This window comes from Streptomyces sp. NPDC051172, from assembly GCF_040682555.1.
Taxonomy (GTDB): Bacteria; Actinomycetota; Actinomycetes; order Streptomycetales; family Streptomycetaceae; genus Streptomyces.
Window position 1 is genome coordinate 13,870 of record NZ_JBFBBE010000005.1, and the last position, 18,647, is coordinate 32,516.

Sequence of the window (18,647 nt, forward strand, 5' to 3'; positions counted from 1 at the left end):
CACCTGCGGGTTGCTTTTATATGGGGGGGGTTTTTAAAACCACCTAGCTGCGGGGCGGCACCCGGAACTCCGGGTGCCGCCCCTTCGCGTCTCGGTCACTGCGCGTCGGCTTCGTCGATCAGGTAGGCGCTCCCGTCGAAGATCTCCAGCACGACGATGACCATGATGGCGCCGGCCACCATGTACTCCAGCTTCACGCCAGGAGCGACCTGCGAGGGTGATCAGAGCCGTTGTCCGGGACGTCGACGACACCCTCTGCGACGCTGCGTTCATCGGGGGATGACCCCCGAACCCCCAGCCGGTCCCGGGGTACCGTCGGTGTCATGGCGATCAGAGCCGTTGTCTGGGACATCGACGACACCCTCTTCGACTACACCACCGCCGACCGCGTCGGCATGGGCGCGCATCTCGCCGCCGAGGGGCTGCTCGGCGGGTACGACACCGTGGAGCAGGCGCTCGCCCGCTGGCGGGAGATCACCGACCAGCAGTGGGTGCGGTTCTCGGCGGGCGAGGTGACCTTCGAAGGTCAGCGCCGGGACCGGGTACGGGCGTTCCTCGGCGAGCAGCTCAGCGACGCCCTGGCCGACGCCTGGTTCCGGCGGTACGTGGCGCACTACGAGGCCGCCTGGGCGCTCTTCCCGGACGTCCTGCCCGCCCTGGACGCCCTCGCGGCCAGCCACCGGCACGCGGTGCTGTCCAACTCCAGCCTCACCGTCCAGGACCGCAAGCTGCGCACCCTCGGTGTGCACGACCGCTTCGAGGTCATCCTGTGCGCCGCCGAACTCGGCGTCTCCAAGCCCGAGGCCGGTGCCTTCCTGGCAGCCTGCGAGGCCCTGGAACTCGCACCGCACCAGGTGGCGTACGTCGGCGACCACCCGGAGATCGACGGGCGCGGTGCCGCCGACGCCGGGCTGCTGTCGGTGTGGATCGACCGCAACGGCGTGCACACCAGCGGTGATGCGCCCACGGGCCCGCACCGGATCGCGTCCCTCGCCGAACTCCCCGCCGTCCTCGGCGCCGATACCCGTTTTGGAGCCCCGTCCACCTTCAGGTAATGTTCTTCCTGCGCCGCCGGAGAGCGGGCCGAAAGGCCGGGAACCGGAGGAGCAAACTAGAACAAGGACCCCGCAGGGGCTTGCGTTCCAGTGGCCTATGGTGTAATTGGCAGCACGACTGATTCTGGTTCAGTTAGTCTTGGTTCGAGTCCAGGTAGGCCAGCTCGCGGAGCTTATCCGTAATCGCGGATCTTTCCGCAGGCCCCCGTTGTGTAGCGGCCTAGCACGCCGCCCTCTCAAGGCGGTAGCGCCGGTTCGAATCCGGTCGGGGGTACTGATCTCGATCAACTCGGGATCGCTAGGGCCCCCGTTGTGTAGCGGCCTAGCACGCCGCCCTCTCAAGGCGGTAGCGCCGGTTCGAATCCGGTCGGGGGTACAAGCTGGTCTAAACCACATTGGTCTATGGTGTAATTGGCAGCACGACTGATTCTGGTTCAGTTAGTCTTGGTTCGAGTCCAGGTAGACCAGCTCGGATCTGCGGCGGTGCAGTACTGAACGCTCGCAAGATCCTCGCCCCCGTTGTGTAGCGGCCTAGCACGCCGCCCTCTCAAGGCGGTAGCGCCGGTTCGAATCCGGTCGGGGGTACATCATGAAGGCCCTTCGCTTCGGCGGAGGGCCTTCGTCGTGTCCGGTGACGGCTACTCGAAGCCGTATCGTCGTGTCGTCTCCTCCTCCTGCGCCAGCCGGTGCAGCGCCTGGAGCACCGGCTCGTTGAGGATCGCCCCCAGGATCGCGAACTCGATCTGCTCCTCCTGCTGCGAGGAGTGCGCCTCCATGTTGTCCAGGTCCTGGACCGCCGTCCGGTACATCAACTCGGCGTAGGGCGTGAGCATTTCGATCCCGAAGTCGTAGCCGAGCCGGCGCAGTGCGGCCACCGCCACCACCAGCGAACGGTATGCGGGGGAGAGGGACGTCAGCCGCCTGGCGTTCTGCCAGCCGAGCCGGTCCAGGAGCGCCGTGACCTCCTGGTGTGCGGCCTGGACGAACTCGTCGTCCGCGTCCGGCTCCGGCACCTGCGGCAACGCCCACACCGCGGCGCCGAGGCGGATCGCCCGCGGCAGGGAGTCGTCGTCGACATGCCCCAGCACCTCGCGGACCGTCGCCACCGGCACCCGGCCCACCTGGATCATCGCCCGCACCAGCCGCAGCCGGCGCAGATGCTCCTCGTCGTACTCGGCCGTCGTGGCGTTGATCTGGACTCCCGGTGGCAACAGGCCTTCGCGCAAGTAGTACTTGATCGTCGCGGTGGACACCCCACTGCGCTCGCTGAGCTCGGCCAGCCGCATCTCTTGCGCCTCTCCTTGGGAAGTGCCACTATCCAAGCACCGGACAGAAGGATAGTTCCGCTATCCGATGAGGGAACCAGGGGACCGCCATGTTCGCGAAGCCCGTACGAGGTCGCACGACCGCGGATGCGCAAGGCGATGCGGTGGTCCTGCTCATCGGCATGCGGGTGAACCACTTCTGGGCGGTGCACCAGTGGCTGCCGGTCATGCTGGCGATGTTCCGCATGCTTGGGGAGCTTGCGCGGAACCATGACCGGGGGCTGCTGGGGCGCGTACTGCTGACGGCCTCGCCGCGGACGTACTGCATCGTCCAGTACTGGGAGTCCAAGGAGAAGCTGTACGCCTACGCGCACTCGCCGGAGATGTTCCACCACCGGGCCTGGTCGATCATCAACGGCAAGGAGCGTGCCGGGAAGGTGCACGGCCATGTGGGGCTGTGGCACGAGGCGTATGTGGTGCCCGAGGGATCGTACGAGGCCGTCTACTTCGACATGCCGGCCTTCGGACTCGCCGGTGCGCACGGGCAGGTGCCGCTGGAGAAGCGGGGGCGGTACGCCAAGGACCGTTTCGCGTACCGGTCGGCGGCCGGGGCCGAGCGGCAGGCGGCCGAGAAGACCGGGTGACCAGGGGGGATCGGGGGAGCGGGGGATCGGGGAGGGCCTGCCGCGGCGTTGAGGCGGGCTCTCCCCGCTGACGTCTCCCTACGGCCTTGAGCGTCAGCCGGTGCGGCGCAGGGCCTCGGAGAGGCGGGCGGCGGCGTCGATGACCGCCTGGGCGTGCATCCGGCCCGGGTGGCGCGTCAGGCGCTCGATGGGGCCGGAGACGGACACCGCGGCCACCACGCGGTTGGACGGGCCGCGTACGGGCGCGGAGACGGACGCTACGCCCGGTTCCCGCTCGCCGATGGACTGGGCCCAGCCGCGGCGCCGTACGCCGGAGAGGGCGGTGGCCGTGAAGCGGGCGCCCTGCAGACCCCGGTGCAGGCGCTCCGGCTCCTCCCAGGCCATCAGGATCTGCGCCGAGGAACCGGCCTTCATCGTGAGCGTCGAGCCGACCGGGACCGTGTCCCGAAGTCCGGACAGGCGCTCCGCCGCGGCGACACAGATGCGCATGTCGCCCTGGCGGCGGTAGAGCTGGGCGCTCTCGCCCGTGACGTCCCGCAGATGCGTGAGCACCGGGCCCGCGGTTGCGAGGAGACGGTCCTCGCCGGCGGCCGCAGCCAGCTCCGCCAGGCGCGGGCCCAGAATGAAACGGCCCTGCATGTCGCGTGCCACCATACGGTGGTGCTCCAGGGCCACGGCCAGTCTGTGGGCCGTCGGTCGTGCCAGTCCGGTGGCCGCCACCAGTCCCGCGAGGGTGGCCGGGCCGGACTCCAGGGCGCTGAGGACAAGGGCTGCCTTGTCCAGAACGCCCACGCCGCTGCTGTTGTCCATGAAACGATACTCACGTCTCACTCTGTGAAACGCAAGTTCCTTTTTTCGTGAGACGCGCAACCCTTGTATGCACAGCGGCCCGCTGACCGAACGGGCCGGATGACGGATGCCCGTGAATTGGGGCCGGGCGCCGTCTCCTCAAGATCTCTAGTTGGGCCGGTGGACGTTTGCCGGCCGGAGGGAAAGCGATGGGTAGGACACTCGCGGAGAAGGTCTGGGACGACCATGTCGTCCGGCGCGCCGAGGGCGAGCCCGACCTCCTCTACATCGATCTCCACCTCCTGCACGAGGTGACCAGCCCGCAGGCCTTCGACGGACTGCGTCAGAACGGCCGCCCGGTGCGCCGTCTCGACCTCACCATCGCGACCGAGGACCACAACACCCCGACCCTCGACATCGACAAGCCGATCGCGGACCCGGTCTCCCGGGCCCAGCTGGAGACGCTGCGCAAGAACTGCGCCGAGTTCGGCGTCCGGCTGCACCCGCTGGGCGACGTCGAGCAGGGCGTCGTGCACGTCGTCGGCCCGCAGCTGGGTCTGACCCAGCCCGGTACGACGGTCGTGTGCGGTGACTCCCACACCTCCACGCACGGCGCGTTCGGCGCCCTGGCGTTCGGCATCGGCACCTCGCAGGTCGAGCACGTGCTGGCCACCCAGACGCTGCCGCTGGCCCGTCCGAAGACCATGGCGATCACGGTCGACGGCGAACTGCCCGAGGGCGTCACGGCCAAGGACCTGATCCTGGCGATCATCGCCAAGATCGGTACCGGCGGCGGCCAGGGCTACATCCTGGAGTACCGCGGCTCCGCCATCGAGAAGCTCTCGATGGAGGCCCGGATGACCATCTGCAACATGTCGATCGAGGCCGGTGCCCGCGCGGGCATGATCGCCCCCGACGAGACCACCTTCGAGTACATCAAGGGCCGCGCCCACGCCCCCGAGGGCGAGGACTGGGACGCCGCCGTCGCGTACTGGAAGACGCTGAAGACGGACGAGGACGCCGAGTTCGACGCCGAGGTCGTCATCGACGCCGCTTCGCTGTCGCCGTTCGTCACCTGGGGCACCAACCCGGGCCAGGGCGCGCCGCTTTCGGCGTCCGTCCCCGACCCGGCTTCGTACGAAGACGCTTCGGAGCGCCTCGCCGCCGAAAAGGCCCTGGAATACATGGGGTTGGAGGCTGGACAGGCGCTGCGCTCCATCAAGGTGGACACCGTCTTCGTAGGCTCCTGCACCAACGGCCGCATCGAGGATCTGCGCGCCGCGGCCGCGATCGTCGAGGGCCGCAAAGTCGCCGACGGCGTACGGATGCTGGTCGTCCCGGGCTCCGCTCGCGTGGGCCTGCAGGCCGTCTCCGAGGGCCTGGACGTGGTCTTCAAGGAGGCCGGCGCCGAATGGCGGCACGCGGGCTGCTCGATGTGCCTGGGCATGAACCCCGACCAGCTGGCCCCGGGTGAGCGCTCCGCGTCCACCTCCAACCGCAACTTCGAGGGCCGACAGGGCAAGGGCGGTCGTACGCACCTGGTGTCGCCACAGGTCGCCGCCGCGACGGCGGTCCTGGGCCACCTGGCCTCCCCGGCCGACCTGTCCGACGCCGAGACCCGTACGCCCGCTGGAGTCTGAGAGTCATGGAAGCATTCACCACGCACACCGGCCGGGCCGTCCCGCTGCGCCGCTCCAACGTCGACACCGACCAGATCATCCCTGCTCACTGGCTCAAGAAGGTCACGCGGGACGGTTTCGAGGACGGGCTGTTCGAGGCCTGGCGCAAGGACGAGACCTTCGTCCTCAACCGCCCCGAGCGGCAGGGTGCCACGGTCCTGGTCGCCGGCCCCGACTTCGGCACCGGCTCCTCCCGTGAGCACGCGGTGTGGGCGCTGCAGAACTACGGCTTCAAGGCCGTGATCTCCTCCCGCTTCGCCGATATCTTCCGCGGCAACTCGCTGAAGAACGGCCTGCTCACGGTCGTTCTGGAGCAGAAGATCGTGGACGCGCTGTGGGAGCTCACGGAGAAGGACCCCGAGGCCGAGATCACCGTCGACCTGGAGGCCCGCGAGGTGCGCGCCGAGGGCATCACCGCCTCCTTCGAGCTGGACGAGAACTCCCGCTGGCGGCTGCTGAACGGGCTGGACGACATCTCCATCACCCTCCAGAACGAGGCCGACATCGCCACGTACGAGGCCAAGCGCCCGTCGTACAAGCCGCGGACGCTCAAGGTCTGATCCCGAGCCCCTGAGCAGGTCGGGTTTCGGCCACCCGAACACCCCCGCTGTACCCCCGATCAGCCCGATCGGGGGTACAGCTGTGTCCGGGCCCAAGCGGCCTCGGGCGCGCTCGCACCCGTTCCCAACTTCCCACGTTAAGACGGTTGTTGCCGGGGTAACCGAGTTGTGCAGGCGCGACTCCCACCGAAGCCCGGAAGGCCGTTTGAGGCATCAGTTGCGACCCCCGCAGGCGACAACTCGCCCCAGATGGCACAATCTGTGCATGGAACACGACGGCCAACTCGAGCTCTATGCGGCAGTCGCGGACCAACTGAAGGAAGCGCACTCGAGGGTGCGCGCACTGCAAGTCCCGGAGGGCGTACGGATGGCGCTGACCCGGAAGCTGCTGGTCATTACGGCCGCGGCCAAGCACGATCTCGCCGACGCGGCAAGGCGTCTGGAGGCGTTCACCGTGGACCTCGACGAGGGTCGATTCCCCGAAGAGGACCGCTGAACGCGTTCGAGACAGCCGAGTTCGTTGCGGCGCACGGGTGATTAGCCCGTTTCGTGTTTGATTTGCGGTATATATCTGCCTAACGTGCGAAAAAGCTTGAACACTTTCGTTCTGGCAATGTCTCCGAAGGGGAAGACGTGAACAAGGCGCAGCTCGTAGAAGCGATTGCCGACAAGCTGGGCGGCCGACAGCAGGCCGCCGAGGCTGTCGACGCGGTCCTGGACGCCATCGTCCGCGCGACCGTCGCCGGGGACCGGGTCTCGGTCACCGGCTTCGGCTCGTTCGAGAAGGTCGACCGTCCGGCCCGCTACGCCCGCAACCCGCAGACCGGCGAGCGGGTTCGGGTCAAGAAGACCTCCGTTCCGCGCTTCCGCGCGGGCCAGGGCTTCAAGGACCTGGTGAGCGGCTCGAAGAAGCTCCCGCGCGGCGGCGAGGTCGCCGTCAAGAAGGCGCCCAAGGGCAGCCTGACCGGTGGCGCCGCGGCGACCGTGAAGAAGGCGGCCGCGAAGAAGACCACCAAGGCGGCCGCCGCCAAGAAGACCACGGCGAAGAAGACGACGGCGAAGAAGACGACGCCCGCCGCGAAGAAGACGACCGCGAAGAAGACGACGGCCAAGAAGACCACGGGCGCCGCCAAGACCAGCGCGGCGAAGAAGAGCACCGCCAAGACGGCGACCGCCAAGAAGGCCCCGGCGAAGAAGGCGACGGCCAAGAAGGCCCCCGCCAAGAAGTCGGCGGCCCGCAAGACCACCACCGCCAAGACGGCCACGGCCCGCAAGAGGTAAGAGGTAAGGGCACAGGGGCACTCACGCGCCGGGCCGGACTCCGCATCGGAGTCCGGCCCGCGGCGTGTTTTCGGGGGCAGACGGTCTGGTCAGAGGGTCTGGAGTGTCACCAGGGTGATCCGGAGGCCGTCTTTGCCGCCCTCCGTCTCGATGCGGACCCGTTGCCCGGGGCGGAGCAGTCGCAGGCCGCCCGCGTCGAACGCCGGTGCGTCGAAGGGCACCGGGGTGCCGTCGTCCAGCAGCACGCTGCCGGTTCTTGTGTCGGCGTCGTACGTGTATGCGGTGGCTTGCATGACGGCCAGCGTAGTGCCTGCGGCGGCTCGCCGTGGGGGTGCGGGTGTCTGCCGGCTGCGGGTGCGTTGTGGCTGGTCGCGCCCACGCGGCGGAGCCGCATGTCGACACAGCCCCGCGCCCCTTTGGGGCGCTCGGCCCAGCCCAGCCTGCGGGCAATTCGTGCGAGCAGCGGCCCCACCGCCCTGCCGGCGCCTCAGGTCCCCGGAATCAGCAAACCCGCCGAAACGGCTGCCGTGCGTGGCCCCACTCCCAGCGCCAGCGCCGCGCGCAAGTCGTCGCCCGTGTCCACGTCCTGGCGTACGGAATCCACGCCTCCGAGCGTGAGCTCCACGGCCCCGGACGCCCGGTGCCTGGCGCGGGAATCCGGGCCGAATGCCGGGAGCAATTCCTGAGTGGCGGCTGCGGCCAGCAGCGTCGTGCCGATTGCGGCCGCGTCGGGGAGGAAAGCGCGGGGGAATTCCGCGGCCGCATCCAGCACGCGGGACAATTCCAGCGGGCGCAGCGCCGGGAGATCGGCGTTCAGGGCTGCAACGGGGCTGCCGGGCCGTGCGGCGCGTACGGCGGTCACACCGTGCGTCAGGGCCGCGTTGAGGCCGCCCCGGGGCTCGTCGGAAACGATCCGGGCGCCCAGCGCGGCGAGCTCGCGGCCGGCCAGGGCGTCGTCCGTGACGACCGCCACACCCCCGACCGCCGGGCAGGCCAGCGCCGCCGCGACGGTGTCCTGGGCGAAGGCGAGGGCGAGCCCCGGGCGCAGTCCGTCGGCCGCGGTGTCCGAGAGCCTGCTCTTGGCGCGCGTCAGGGGTTTCAGAGGTATGACCAAGGTCCAAAGCACCGGCGTTCCGTCCCTCTCTTGTCGCGGCCATTGTCACTCAGCCGTCACCTGGGCCATCTGGCGGTCGTGTCGTCGGGGCGTACGGTGTTCTCGACAGACCGGCGGCCTGGGGCGACACTTGTGCGGCCCCCAAGGCCCTAGAGGAAGGTGTCCGCGTGCCCCGCCGCAGAATCGGCTTCTGGTACCGCTTCGCAGCGGTGCTCTGCAAACCGCCACTGGTGGTTCTGATCAAGCGGGACTGGCGCGGAATGGAGCACATTCCGGCCGAGGGCGGATTTATCACCGCGGTGAACCACAATTCCCATGTGGACCCGTTCGCGTATGCGCACTATCAGTACAACACTGGAAGGGTTCCGCGATTCCTGGCGAAGAGCGGCCTTTTCAAGAAGGGATTCGTCGGCGCCGCGATGCGCGGCACCGGTCAGATCCCCGTCTACCGCGAGACCACGGACGCGCTGAGCGCATTCCGCGCCGCGATCGACGCCGTGGAGCGCGGCGAGTGCGTGGCCTTCTACCCCGAGGGGACCATCACCCGGGATCCGAACCAGTGGCCCATGACCGGCAAGACGGGTGCCGCGCGCGTCGCCCTGACCACCAAGTGCCCGGTGATTCCCGTCGCCCAGTGGGGCGCCAACGAACTGCTGCCGCCGTACGCCAAGAAGCCCAGCCTCCGCCCGCGCAAGACCCACCACGTCCTCGCGGGACCGCCCGTCGATCTCTCGCGCTTCTACGACAAGGAGATGACCCCGGACCTCCTGAAGGAGGCGACCGAGGTCATCATGGCCGCCATCACCCGCCAGCTGGAGGAGATCCGCGGCGAGAAGGCGCCCGAGACGCCGTACGACCCGCGCCGTGAGCGGATCGAGCAGCGGCGCAGGACGCACGAGCAGAAGCAGGTCCGGGAGAGGGCCGAGCAGGAAGAGGGGCAGGGTACGTGAGCAAGCCCGTCAAGGCGGCCGTCTTCGGCACCGGTTCGTGGGGCACCGCGTTCGCCATGGTGCTCGCCGACGCGGGGTGCGAGGTCACTCTGTGGGGCCGGCGAGCCGAACTCGCGGATGCGGTCAACTCCACGCGGACGAACCCCGACTACCTCCCCGGTGTCGAACTCCCGGACAACGTACGGGCGACCGCGGACGCCGCCGAGGCCGCCCGCGGCGCCGACTTCACCGTCCTCGCGATCCCCTCGCAGACGCTGCGCGGCAACCTCGCCGAATGGGCGCCGCTGCTCGCGCCCGACACGACCCTCGTCTCCCTCATGAAGGGCGTCGAACTCGGTTCCGCCATGCGGATGAGCGAGGTGATCGAGGACGTCGCCAAGGTGGGCGCCGACCGGATCGCCGTCGTCACCGGGCCCAACCTCGCGCGTGAGATCGCCGCCAGGATGCCGGCCGCCGCCGTCGTCGCCTGCACCGACGAGGCGGTCGCCCAGCGGCTCCAGACCGCCTGCCACACGCCGTACTTCCGGCCGTACACGAACACGGACGTGGTCGGCTGCGAACTGGGCGGTGCCGTCAAGAACGTGATCGGCCTCGCCGTCGGCATCGCGGACGGCATGGGCCTCGGCGACAACGCCAAGGGCTCGCTCATAACGCGCGGCCTCGCCGAGACCACGCGGCTCGGCATCGCGCTGGGCGCCGACCCGCTGACCTTCTCCGGACTCGCGGGCCTGGGCGACCTGGTGGCGACCTGCTCCTCGCCGCTGTCGCGCAACCACACCTTCGGCACCAACCTCGGCAAGGGCATGACCCTGCAGGAGACCATCGCGGTCACCAAGCAGACCGCCGAGGGCGTCAAGTCCTGTGAGTCCGTGGCGGATCTGGCCCGCCGGCACGGCGTGGAGATGCCCATCACCGAGACCGTCGTGGACATCGTGCACGAGGGCAAGCCCCCGGTGGTCGCCCTCAAGGAGCTGATGTCGCGCAGCGCAAAGCCCGAACGACGCTGAGCGAACCTGCTGAGTCGACGCTGTATCGGGGCTCTACCAACGGGTACGCTCAACGCGATATGAGCACCGAGAACCTCCCCCAGAGCCCTGAGCAGCCGCCTCGCAAGCCGCGCGTGGCCGTCGTGTTCGGCGGGCGCAGCTCCGAACACGGGATCTCCGTGGTCACCGCAGGCGCCGTCCTCAAGGCCGTCGACCGGACCAAGTACGACGTCCTCCCGATCGGCATCACCCGGGACGGCCGCTGGGCCCTCACCGCCGACGAGCCCGAACGCATGGCGATCACCGACCGCCGTACGCCCGAGGTGGAGGACGTGGCCGAGCCGGGCGAGGGCGGTGTGGTGCTCCCCCTCGACCCCGGCAACCGCGAAGTCGTCGTCAGTGAGCCCGGGTCGGTGCCCAAGGCGCTCGGCGAGGTCGACGTCGTCTTCCCCGTCCTGCACGGCCCGTACGGCGAGGACGGCACCCTGCAGGGCCTGCTGGAGCTCTCCGGCGTCCCGTACGTGGGTTCGGGCGTGCTCGCTTCGGCCGTCGGCCAGGACAAGGAGTACATGAAGCGGGTGTTCACCTCCTTCGGGCTGAAGGTCGGCCCGTACGTGGTGATCCGGCCGCGCGAGTGGGAACAGGACGAGTCGGCCGCGCGCAAGAAGATCGTCGACTTCGCCGGCGAGCACGGCTGGCCGCTCTTCGTGAAGCCCGCGCGCGCGGGCTCGTCGATCGGCATCACCAAGGTCGACGACATCGCCGGCCTCGGCGACGCGATCGCCGAGGCCCAGCGGCACGACCCGAAGATCCTCGTGGAGGCGGCGCTGCGCGGCCGCGAGATCGAGTGCGGGGTGCTGGAGTTCGCGGACGGTCCGCGGGCGAGCGTGCCCTCCGAGATCCCGCCGCCGGACGCGCACGCGTACTACGACTTCGAGGCGAAGTACATCGACTCGACCCCGGGAATCGTGCCGGCACCGCTGACGCCCGAGGAGACCGCCGAGGTGCAGCGGCTCGCGGTGGACGCCTTCGAGGCCGCGTCCTGCGAGGGCCTGGTGCGCGCGGACTTCTTCCTCACCGAGGACGGCGAGTTCGTGATCAACGAGATCAACACCATGCCCGGCATGACCCCGATCTCGATGTACCCCCAGATGTGGCAGGCGACCGGCATCAGCTACCCCGAGCTGGTGGACAAGCTCATCCAGGCCGCGCTTCGCAGGTCAACGGGACTGCGGTAGGCCTTCAAGGGGCGTTTGGGGAACTGCGCGATCAGCCCCATCCGGCCCGCAGCCGACGTACGACCTTGCCGGCTACGGCGATTAGTCGGCAATACCCACCGGCACCGCCTTCTTGATGGCAGGCGCCAGATCAACCAACGGCGCCATGCCATCGCCGGTGCGCTTCGCAGGGATCGTCACCTCGACGTAAGCCTTCCGCAGCGTCGAAGTGAAGCGGAACGACCCGTCGCCCTGCTTCTGCAACAACCAGCCCACCCCGTTCACCTCGACCCCGTCGGCCTCCGGATCACTCATCTCGGCGGGCCGCGGAACACCGCAGCGCAGTATGATCGCCGGGTTCCCCCAGCCCGCGGTCAGCGCGGACGCGGGCGTGGGATCCCGGCGATCCTGTCCGTCCGCCTTTTCCGGCAGCACCTTGTCGAGCTTGCGGCACAGTTCGACGACCTTTGCCCCCGGCGAGGGAACCGCGGCCCGGGCGTCATCGTCTGCTGATGAGCAGCCCACGGCGGTGATCAGCAGTATGAGGACGGGCGGCCCGACAAGGATGCGGCGCCGGTGACGGAAGAACTTCACCGGGCAAGGGTAGACGGGGGCTACAGATGGACGACCGGGCAGGTCAGGGTGCGGGTGATGCCGTCCACCTGCTGGACCTTCGCGACCACCATGCGACCGAGGTCGTCCACGGTGTCGGCCTGGGCCCGCACGATCACGTCATAGGGTCCTGTCACGTCCTCGGCCTGGATGACTCCAGGGATCTTGCTGATCGTCTCGGCGACGGTCGACGCCTTGCCGACCTCCGTCTGGATCAGGATGTACGCCTGTACCACGGAACCTCCAGGGCGGCCACGAGGATCATGTGGGGAAAAGGAACGCCACGGTATCGCGTCGCCGCTCGCCGCGGGGAGACCTGCGGAGGCCGGGGCTTGCGCGCCGGGGTGCAGGCACGGCAAAGGTTGACGGTCACCTCGACCGTATCGAGGACACTGATGACGCGCGACCGGGCACGGCCAGGGACAGAAGGGGAGCAAGGGCAATGAAGGGCACTGTTGGTGAGCTCGGGGAGTTCGGGCTCATCAGGGAGCTCACCTCCCGTCTCACCACCACCCCGGCGGTCCGGGTCGGCCCCGGCGACGACGCCGCGGTGGTGGCCGCACCCGACCGCCGGGTCGTGGCCAGCACAGACATCCTCCTGGAGGGACGGCACTTCCGCCGCGACTGGTCCACCGCCTACGACGTCGGACGTAAGGCCGCTGCGCAGAACCTCGCGGACATCGCCGCCATGGGTGCCGTACCGACGGCACTGCTGCTCGGCCTGGTGGTTCCCGCCGAACTCCCGGTGACCTGGCCGAGCGAGCTGATGGACGGCATCCGCGACGAGTGCCAGGTCGCGGGCGCGTCCGTGGTCGGCGGGGATGTCGTACGGGGTGACACGATCGTGGTGTCGATCACCGCGCTCGGCGATCTGCGCAACCAGGAGCCGATCACCCGGGGCGGCGCCCAGCCCGGCGACCTGGTCGCGGTGACCGGCTGGCTCGGCTGGTCCGCCGCCGGGTACGCGGTGCTCTCCCGGGGCTTTCGTTCGCCGCGTGCGTTCGTGGAGGCGCACCGGCGCCCCGAGCCGCCGTACCACGCGGGTCCGGCGGCCGCGGGGCTCGGTGCGACCGCGATGTGCGACGTCAGCGACGGGCTCATCGCCGACCTGGGGCACATCGCCGAGGCCAGCAAGGTCCGTATCGACATCCGTTCCGGCGCGATCGACATCCCGTCCCAGATGAACGACATCGGGCAGGCCGTCGGTGTCGATCCCATGCAGTGGGTGCTGACCGGGGGAGAGGACCACGCGATCGTGGCGACCTTCCCGCCGGACGTGAAACTGCCGGCCCGCTGGAAGGTGATCGGCGAGGTGCTCAACCCGTCGGCGCTGCCCCAGGTGACGGTCGACGGGGCGCCGTGGACCAGCAAGGGCGGCTGGGACCACTTCGGGGACATCGAGTCGTGAGCGCCCCGCCCAGGGTGCTGACAGTCGCGGGCTCCGATTCCGGCGGAGGGGCCGGGATCCAGGCCGACTTGAAGACGATGCTCGCGCTCGGCGTGCACGGCATGAGTGTCGTCACGGCGGTCACGGCGCAGAACTCCCTTGGCGTGCAGGGCGCTTGGGAGCTGCCGGTGGAGGCCGTGCGGGCCCAGTACCGGAGTGTGGTCGACGACATCGGCGTACAGGCGGTCAAGACCGGGATGCTGGCCTCGGTGGAACTCGTCGAGGCGGTGGCCGAGTTGATCGCCGCGACCGATGCTCCCGCGGTCGTCGACCCGGTCGGCATCTCGAAGCACGGGGACTCGCTGCTGGCGGCCTCCGCGCTGGAGTCCGTGCGGACGAAACTGCTGCCCGCGGCGACCGTCGCGACGCCGAACCTCGACGAGGTGGCCCAACTCACCGGTGTGCACGTCGAGGCGGAGCCGGATCTGCGCGCGGCGGCCGCGGCCGTGCTGTCGTACGGGCCGCGCTGGGTGCTCGTCAAGGGCGGCCATCTGCCCGGCGAGGCCGTCGACCTGCTCACCGACGGCTCCGAGGAACACTGGCTGCGCGCCCCGCGGCACGACAACCGGCACACGCACGGCACGGGCTGCACCCTCGCGTCGGCGATCGCCTCGCAGCTCGCGAAGGGGCAGTCCGTGCCTCAGGCGGTGACGGCGGCCAAGGAGTACGTCACCGGGGCGATCGCGGCCGGGTTCGCGCTCGGTGGGGGGATCGGGCCCGTGGACCACGGGTGGGCCCTTACGCGGGGTACTCGGGGAGCTTGATGTTGGTCGCCGACTTCTCGGTGATCTTCTTGAAGAAGGCCGCGAGCGGCCGGGAGGCGAGCAGCCGGTACATGCGGTCCCGGCTGCGGATGCGCCGCTCGGTGGGCGGCGCGAAGAACGGGCCCGCGTTGCCCGAGGTCTTCTGGCAGCCCTTGGCGACGTCGGTGATCCGGGCCTCGTACGCGGCGAACGCCGTACGGTGGTCCCCGCCCGCGAGCGCCAGTTCACCGGCGAGGACGTACGCCCCGACGATCGCCACGCCCGTCCCCATGCCGCCCATGGTCGCTCCGTAGCCCGCGTCCCCGAGGAGCGCCACGCGCCCCTTGGTGAGCCGGTCGACGTGGATCTGGGCGATCGCGTCGAAGTAGAGGTCCCCGGTCTGTTCGAGGGCCTTGAGGACGTTCGGCCCCTCCCAGCCCATCCCCGCGAAGCGGTCGGCGAGGATCCGCTTCTGCCCTGCGATGTCCCGGCGGTCGTACGACAGTTGTTCCGACCGGAAGACCAGCAGCGCGCTCGCCCGGTCCGGGTCGCCGTCGTAGTTGCCGATCACGATTGCCCGGCCGGGCTCGCTGTAGGTGCGGCCGGTGCGGTCCAGGCCCAGGTGGTTGGGGACCTCGAAGCCCGCCACGTAGTGGTCGAAGAAGCGCAGGTAGCGCGACTCGTCACCGAAGGCCAGGGCGCGGGTGTTCGAGTGCAGGCCGTCCGCGCCGATCACCAGGTCGAAGCGACGGGCGGGACCCTGCTCGAAGGTGACGTCGACCCCGTCGGCCGTGTCGGTGAGGGTGGCGATCGAGTCGCCGAACACGTACTCGACGCGGCCGCGGGTGCGCTCGTACATGGTCCGCGCGAGCTCGCCCCGGAAGATCTCGACGTCGCCACTCATCATCTCCGAGGGCAGGTCCACCTTCGGGGAGCCGTTCGCGTCGACGACGATCTGGCGGCCCATGTGGGTCTGGCGGGCGTGGATCTCGTCCCAGATGCCCATGGCGGTGAGGACGGTGCGGTGGACGTGGCCGCGGAAGTCGACCGCGAAGCCGCCGCCGCGCAGGTCGGGCGCCTTCTCGACGACGGTGACGCGGGCGCCGTGGCGCAGCAGGTTGAGGGCGAGGGCCGGGCCGGCGACGCTGGCGCCGGAGATGAGGACGTTCAGGTGGCTCAGGCTCTGTGTGTTCGTCGTGCTCTGGGTCTTCGTCATGGGTTGAGCTTCGGCGGCGGCGCTGACCGTCCTCCTACCGTTCGCTGACTGCCGCTGACCGCAGCCTCCGGCCCTGCTCGAAGGCCTGATCGTAGGCCTCGGGCGACAGCTTCGCGCGTACGTCCTGCTCGGTGCGTACGACATCGGGGTCGCCCATGTTGCGCATGCCGCGCAGGGCGGCTGCCGCGCCGAGCAGGACGGCGGCCCGCTCCGGAGACTCGGCGACGGATGCCAAGGCCTCCGCGGAATCGGCGAGTTCGAGGTCGCCCGGCCCCTCGGCGGCGAGCTCGGCGGCCTGCCGGAACCAGTCGCCGGCCTGCCCGGTACGGCCCTCGGCGGCGGCCGTACGGCCGAGTCCGACGATGATCCGTACGGTCTCGCCGACGCTGAACCAGTTGGCCGCGCACTCCGCCAGCGCGTTTTCGTAGTGCACGCGCGCGCGTGCCGTGTCCCCGGACAGGCGGGCCGTGTCGCCCAGGCCGCGCCGCGCGCTCGCCACCTTGTCGGGCAGACCGGCGGCACGCGCGAGCGTCAACGCCTGCTCGAAGTGGGCCGCCGCGCCGGATGCGTCCCCTTGGTGCAGCAGCACGGTCCCGCGGCCGCGCAGCAGATCGGCCGTCTCCTCCGGCGCGGCCAGCTCCCGCACGCATGCCAGTCCCTCGTCGAACAGCTCCAGCGCGCGGCCCGACTCCCCGCGCGCGTGGGCGAACATCCCGAGCGGATCGAGACAGTTGGCCATGCCCCACCGGTCACCGGTGGTGCGGAACCCGGCCAGTGCACGGGCGAAACCCTCCTCGGCCTCCCGCGCCCGCCCCGCGAACTGCTCCTGGAAGCCGAGCCCCACGTCGAGCAGCGCCCGGACCCAGGGGGCGTCGCCGGCCAGGGCAAGGGTCCGGTCGTCGGCATCGGGCCGCGGGCCGGCCGCGACCGACCACAGGACGAAGACGTACGGCAGCCGCAACGGCCCCTCGTACGTGCTCAGGACGGCGTCCACGCGCGCGAGGAGGCCGTCCTGGCCGACAGGATGGTCCCCGTCGGCGGAGAGCGCGTTGATGGCGCACAGTACGTACTCCTCCTCCAGGCCCGGCGGCGGTGCGTCCCCCACGGCGGCCAGCAGTTCGCGGGCCGTCGGCACCTGTTCGCCGTGCAGCCCGCGCAGCCGCCAGAACCAGGACAGGAGGCCCATCAGACGCAGGGCGTCCGCGGGGTCGGCCCGTAGGAGATGGCGCAGTGCCGCGTCCAGGTTGCCGCGCTCGGCGGCCAGCCGGTCCAGCCAGGGCAGTTGGCCGCCGCTGCGGAGGTACGGCTCGGCCTGCTCGGCCAGCCGCAGGAAGTACCCGGCGTGCGCGTCCTTCAGGTGGTCCGGGTCCGGGACGTCCTCGGCGGCGAACGCCCTGATCGTCTCCAGCATCCGGTAGCGCCCCTCGGACACCTCCAGGAACGACTTCTCGACCAGCGAGGCCAGGACGTCCTCCGGGTACGGCAGCGCGCACACCGCCTCGACCGCCTGAAGCGTCGCGCCTCCGGAGAACACCGTCAGCCGCCGCGCCAGCTCCCGCTCCTCCTCGTCCAGCAGGTCCCAGCTCCACTCCACGACGGCGCGCAGGGTGCGGTGCCGGGGCGCCTTGGAGCGGTCGCCCCGGGACAGCACGCGGAACCGGTCGTCCAGGCGGTCCGCCAGCTCGTCCGGGGTCAGGGTGCGCAGCCGGGCCGCCGCCAGCTCGATGGCGAGCGGGAGCCCGTCGAGGGCGGCGCAGATGCCGGGCACGCGCGTGTGGGCCTCGAACCCCGGGCGTACGGCCCGGGCCCGGTCGGTGAAGAGCCGCACCGCGGGTTCCGGCGGCAGTGGCGGCACCGGGACCAGCACCTCGCCCGTGATCCCCAGGGACTCGCGGCTGGTGGCGAGGAGGCGCACGCCGGGACACGAGCCGAGCAGCAGCGCGGCGATCCTGGCGGCCTCCTCGACCAGGTGCTCGCAGTTGTCGAGCACGAGAAGCAGCTCGCGGTCCTCCAGCGCGGCCAGCAGCCGGTCCGTGCTGTCGGCCGTGGCCGTGCGGAAACCCTCACGCACACCGAGCGCGGTGAGGACGGCGTACGGGATCTGCTTGCCGTCCGTGAGCGGGGCCAGCTCGACGAAACACACATCGGCGTGCCGGTGCGCCGCCTCGATCGCCAGCCGTGTCTTGCCCGCACCGCCAGGACCGGTGAGAGTGAGCAGGCGGGCCTCGGCCAAGAGGCCGGCGATCCGGGTGAGTTCGCCCTCGCGGCCCACGAAACGGGTGAGCTGGACCGGGAGGCGGCGGCGCGGTCCGCCGCCCCGAAGCAGCTCCAGGTGCAGGGCGGACAGCTCGGGCGAGGGATCGGCGCCCAGTTCGTCGGCGAGGGTGCGCCGGGCGTCCTCGTACACCGTGAGCGCCTCGGCGGGCCGCCCGCCCGCGTGCAGGGCCCGCATCAGCTGCCCGTACAGGCGCTCGCTCAGCGGGTGCGCGGACAGCAGCACCCGCAGCTCCGGTACGAGTTCCGGGCCGCCGCCGAGCGCCAGGTCCGCCTCGATCCGGTCCTGTACGGCGGCCAGTCTGAGCTCCTCGAGCCGGGCGGCCTCGGCGTGCGCGTCCGGGAGGTCGGGCAGTGCGGGGCCGCGCCACAGGGCGAGTGCCTCCCTGAGTTGTGCGGCGGCCTGCCGGTGATCGCCGGCAACAGTGCGTGCCTGCGCGACCAGCTGTTCGAACCGGAGGGCGTCGACCGTGTCGGGAGTGGTGGCGATGCGGTAGCCGGTGGGGGTCGCCTCGATCTCCGCGTGCGGGGCCAGACGCCGGCGCAGCCGGGAGATCTGCGACTGGAGGGCGTTGGCGGCCCCCGCGGGCGGCTCGGCGCCGTACAGGCCGTCGATCAGCCGGTCCGTGGAGACCGACCGGCCCGCGTCGAGCAGCAGGAGGGTCAGCAGGGTGCGGGGGCGGGGCCCTCCGGGGTCGACGGGGGCGCCGTCGTCGGTGCGTGCCTCCAGGGGGCCCAGGATGCCGAAGCGCATGCGCCCAGCTTGTCAGGCCCGCTTTGTCAGGTACGGAAAAAGCCCGCTGTCTTGTCAGGTA

The 18,647-nt window shown here is 70.4% G+C and carries 19 protein-coding genes and 5 tRNA genes; 16 read left to right on the plus strand and 8 right to left on the minus strand.

Annotation, left to right across the window (positions count from 1 at the left end; all coding sequences use genetic code 11):
• Positions 1–323 precede the first annotated feature (323 nt).
• From AB0N07_RS04105 to AB0N07_RS04130, 6 genes are all read left to right on the plus strand, one after another.
• Entirely contained in the window at positions 324–1,055 is a 732-nt protein-coding gene (locus AB0N07_RS04105) for an HAD family hydrolase (protein WP_365831855.1), read from the plus strand.
• Between the two features lie 91 nt (positions 1,056–1,146).
• Positions 1,147–1,218, plus strand: a tRNA-Gln gene (locus AB0N07_RS04110).
• A gap of 38 nt (positions 1,219–1,256) precedes the next feature.
• A tRNA-Glu gene (locus tag AB0N07_RS04115) sits at positions 1,257–1,329 on the plus strand.
• 29 nt (positions 1,330–1,358) lie between these two features.
• A tRNA-Glu gene (locus tag AB0N07_RS04120) sits at positions 1,359–1,431 on the plus strand.
• A 20-nt stretch (positions 1,432–1,451) separates the two neighbouring features.
• Positions 1,452–1,523, plus strand: a tRNA-Gln gene (locus tag AB0N07_RS04125).
• A gap of 44 nt (positions 1,524–1,567) precedes the next feature.
• A tRNA-Glu gene (locus AB0N07_RS04130) sits at positions 1,568–1,640 on the plus strand.
• A gap of 53 nt (positions 1,641–1,693) precedes the next feature.
• Here AB0N07_RS04130 and AB0N07_RS04135 read toward each other — a convergent pair.
• Positions 1,694–2,341, minus strand: coding sequence for a MerR family transcriptional regulator (locus AB0N07_RS04135; RefSeq protein WP_365831857.1), 648 nt, complete (start codon positions 2,339–2,341; stop codon positions 1,694–1,696).
• Positions 2,342–2,430: 89 nt separating this feature from the next.
• On the opposite strand from AB0N07_RS04135, the gene AB0N07_RS04140 reads away from it, so the two are divergent.
• The gene (locus AB0N07_RS04140) at positions 2,431–2,964 is read left to right on the plus strand and encodes a DUF4188 domain-containing protein (RefSeq protein ID WP_365831859.1); all 534 of its coding nucleotides are present in this window, start codon (positions 2,431–2,433) and stop codon (positions 2,962–2,964) included.
• A gap of 93 nt (positions 2,965–3,057) precedes the next feature.
• On the opposite strand, the gene ndgR is transcribed toward AB0N07_RS04140, so the two are convergent.
• Positions 3,058–3,774, minus strand: a complete 717-nt coding sequence (gene ndgR, locus AB0N07_RS04145; protein ID WP_015036427.1) for an IclR family transcriptional regulator NdgR — start codon at positions 3,772–3,774, stop codon at positions 3,058–3,060.
• 188 nt (positions 3,775–3,962) lie between these two features.
• On the opposite strand from ndgR, the gene leuC reads away from it, so the two are divergent.
• From leuC to AB0N07_RS04165, 4 genes are all read left to right on the plus strand, one after another.
• Positions 3,963–5,393, plus strand: a complete 1,431-nt coding sequence (gene leuC / locus AB0N07_RS04150; RefSeq protein ID WP_365831861.1) for a 3-isopropylmalate dehydratase large subunit — start codon at positions 3,963–3,965, stop codon at positions 5,391–5,393.
• A 5-nt stretch (positions 5,394–5,398) separates the two neighbouring features.
• A complete protein-coding gene (gene leuD, locus AB0N07_RS04155; RefSeq protein ID WP_365831863.1) occupies positions 5,399–5,992 on the plus strand; it encodes a 3-isopropylmalate dehydratase small subunit in 594 nt (197 codons plus the stop codon).
• Between the two features lie 265 nt (positions 5,993–6,257).
• Positions 6,258–6,488 carry a hypothetical protein gene (locus AB0N07_RS04160; protein ID WP_030943037.1) on the plus strand — a complete coding sequence of 77 codons (231 nt, stop codon included), beginning with the start codon at positions 6,258–6,260 and terminating at the stop codon, positions 6,486–6,488.
• A gap of 137 nt (positions 6,489–6,625) precedes the next feature.
• Positions 6,626–7,273: an HU family DNA-binding protein gene (locus AB0N07_RS04165; protein ID WP_365831866.1), complete on the plus strand. Its 648-nt coding sequence runs from the start codon at positions 6,626–6,628 to the stop codon at positions 7,271–7,273.
• An 89-nt stretch (positions 7,274–7,362) separates the two neighbouring features.
• Here the strand turns inward: AB0N07_RS04165 and AB0N07_RS04170 are convergent, their stop codons facing one another.
• Together AB0N07_RS04170 and cofC are read right to left on the minus strand one after the other, a co-directional pair.
• Positions 7,363–7,566: a hypothetical protein gene (locus AB0N07_RS04170; protein WP_365831868.1), complete on the minus strand. Its 204-nt coding sequence runs from the start codon at positions 7,564–7,566 to the stop codon at positions 7,363–7,365.
• 194 nt (positions 7,567–7,760) lie between these two features.
• Complete coding sequence (gene cofC, locus AB0N07_RS04175) at positions 7,761–8,399, minus strand: 2-phospho-L-lactate guanylyltransferase (RefSeq protein WP_365831870.1); 639 nt, start codon at positions 8,397–8,399, stop codon at positions 7,761–7,763.
• Positions 8,400–8,554: 155 nt separating this feature from the next.
• On the opposite strand from cofC, the gene AB0N07_RS04180 reads away from it, so the two are divergent.
• From AB0N07_RS04180 to AB0N07_RS04190, 3 genes are read left to right on the plus strand one after another with little or no spacing between them, the layout of a single operon-like run.
• Complete coding sequence (locus AB0N07_RS04180; RefSeq protein ID WP_365831872.1) at positions 8,555–9,337, plus strand: lysophospholipid acyltransferase family protein; 783 nt, start codon at positions 8,555–8,557, stop codon at positions 9,335–9,337.
• Entirely contained in the window at positions 9,334–10,344 is a 1,011-nt protein-coding gene (locus AB0N07_RS04185; protein WP_365831874.1) for an NAD(P)H-dependent glycerol-3-phosphate dehydrogenase, read from the plus strand. The genes AB0N07_RS04180 and AB0N07_RS04185 overlap by 4 nt, the downstream gene beginning before the upstream one ends.
• 59 nt (positions 10,345–10,403) lie before the next feature.
• Entirely contained in the window at positions 10,404–11,561 is a 1,158-nt protein-coding gene (locus tag AB0N07_RS04190; RefSeq protein WP_365831876.1) for a D-alanine--D-alanine ligase family protein, read from the plus strand.
• Between the two features lie 81 nt (positions 11,562–11,642).
• Here AB0N07_RS04190 and AB0N07_RS04195 read toward each other — a convergent pair whose 3' ends face one another.
• Together AB0N07_RS04195 and AB0N07_RS04200 are read right to left on the minus strand one after the other, a co-directional pair.
• Positions 11,643–12,134 carry a DUF3515 domain-containing protein gene (locus tag AB0N07_RS04195; RefSeq protein WP_365831878.1) on the minus strand — a complete coding sequence of 164 codons (492 nt, stop codon included), beginning with the start codon at positions 12,132–12,134 and terminating at the stop codon, positions 11,643–11,645.
• A 20-nt stretch (positions 12,135–12,154) separates the two neighbouring features.
• Complete coding sequence (locus AB0N07_RS04200; protein WP_003997603.1) at positions 12,155–12,388, minus strand: Lrp/AsnC ligand binding domain-containing protein; 234 nt, start codon at positions 12,386–12,388, stop codon at positions 12,155–12,157.
• Positions 12,389–12,594: 206 nt separating this feature from the next.
• Here AB0N07_RS04200 and AB0N07_RS04205 point away from each other — a divergent pair, with 206 nt between their 5' ends.
• Together AB0N07_RS04205 and thiD are read left to right on the plus strand one after the other, a co-directional pair.
• Positions 12,595–13,560, plus strand: a complete 966-nt coding sequence (locus tag AB0N07_RS04205; protein WP_030943058.1) for a thiamine-phosphate kinase — start codon at positions 12,595–12,597, stop codon at positions 13,558–13,560.
• Positions 13,557–14,363 (plus strand): bifunctional hydroxymethylpyrimidine kinase/phosphomethylpyrimidine kinase, encoded by an 807-nt coding sequence (gene thiD / locus AB0N07_RS04210; protein WP_365831881.1) that lies wholly within the window; start codon positions 13,557–13,559, stop codon positions 14,361–14,363. Before AB0N07_RS04205 ends, thiD begins: the two co-directional genes overlap by 4 nt.
• Here thiD and AB0N07_RS04215 read toward each other — a convergent pair.
• Together AB0N07_RS04215 and AB0N07_RS04220 are read right to left on the minus strand one after the other, a co-directional pair.
• Positions 14,338–15,558: an FAD-dependent monooxygenase gene (locus AB0N07_RS04215; protein ID WP_365831883.1), complete on the minus strand. Its 1,221-nt coding sequence runs from the start codon at positions 15,556–15,558 to the stop codon at positions 14,338–14,340. The two genes, thiD and AB0N07_RS04215, sit on opposite strands and share 26 nt — an antisense overlap.
• A gap of 34 nt (positions 15,559–15,592) precedes the next feature.
• Positions 15,593–18,586: a BTAD domain-containing putative transcriptional regulator gene (locus AB0N07_RS04220; protein ID WP_365831885.1), complete on the minus strand. Its 2,994-nt coding sequence runs from the start codon at positions 18,584–18,586 to the stop codon at positions 15,593–15,595.
• Positions 18,587–18,647: the final 61 nt, after the last annotated feature.

Bases quoted from the DNA above. Each gene is read 5' to 3' on its own strand.
- AB0N07_RS04105 (WP_365831855.1), top strand. From the start codon at position 324: ATGGCGATCAGAGCCGTTGTCTGGGACATCGACGACACCCTCTTCGAC.
- AB0N07_RS04135 (WP_365831857.1), bottom strand. From the start codon at position 2,341: ATGCGGCTGGCCGAGCTCAGCGAGCGCAGTGGGGTGTCCACCGCGACG.
- AB0N07_RS04140 (WP_365831859.1), top strand. From the start codon at position 2,431: ATGTTCGCGAAGCCCGTACGAGGTCGCACGACCGCGGATGCGCAAGGC.
- ndgR (WP_015036427.1), bottom strand. From the start codon at position 3,774: ATGGACAACAGCAGCGGCGTGGGCGTTCTGGACAAGGCAGCCCTTGTC.
- leuC (WP_365831861.1), top strand. From the start codon at position 3,963: ATGGGTAGGACACTCGCGGAGAAGGTCTGGGACGACCATGTCGTCCGG.
- leuD (WP_365831863.1), top strand. From the start codon at position 5,399: ATGGAAGCATTCACCACGCACACCGGCCGGGCCGTCCCGCTGCGCCGC.
- AB0N07_RS04160 (WP_030943037.1), top strand. From the start codon at position 6,258: ATGGAACACGACGGCCAACTCGAGCTCTATGCGGCAGTCGCGGACCAA.
- AB0N07_RS04170 (WP_365831868.1), bottom strand. From the start codon at position 7,566: ATGCAAGCCACCGCATACACGTACGACGCCGACACAAGAACCGGCAGC.
- AB0N07_RS04190 (WP_365831876.1), top strand. From the start codon at position 10,404: ATGAGCACCGAGAACCTCCCCCAGAGCCCTGAGCAGCCGCCTCGCAAG.
- AB0N07_RS04205 (WP_030943058.1), top strand. From the start codon at position 12,595: ATGAAGGGCACTGTTGGTGAGCTCGGGGAGTTCGGGCTCATCAGGGAG.
- AB0N07_RS04215 (WP_365831883.1), bottom strand. From the start codon at position 15,558: ATGACGAAGACCCAGAGCACGACGAACACACAGAGCCTGAGCCACCTG.
- AB0N07_RS04220 (WP_365831885.1), bottom strand. From the start codon at position 18,586: ATGCGCTTCGGCATCCTGGGCCCCCTGGAGGCACGCACCGACGACGGC.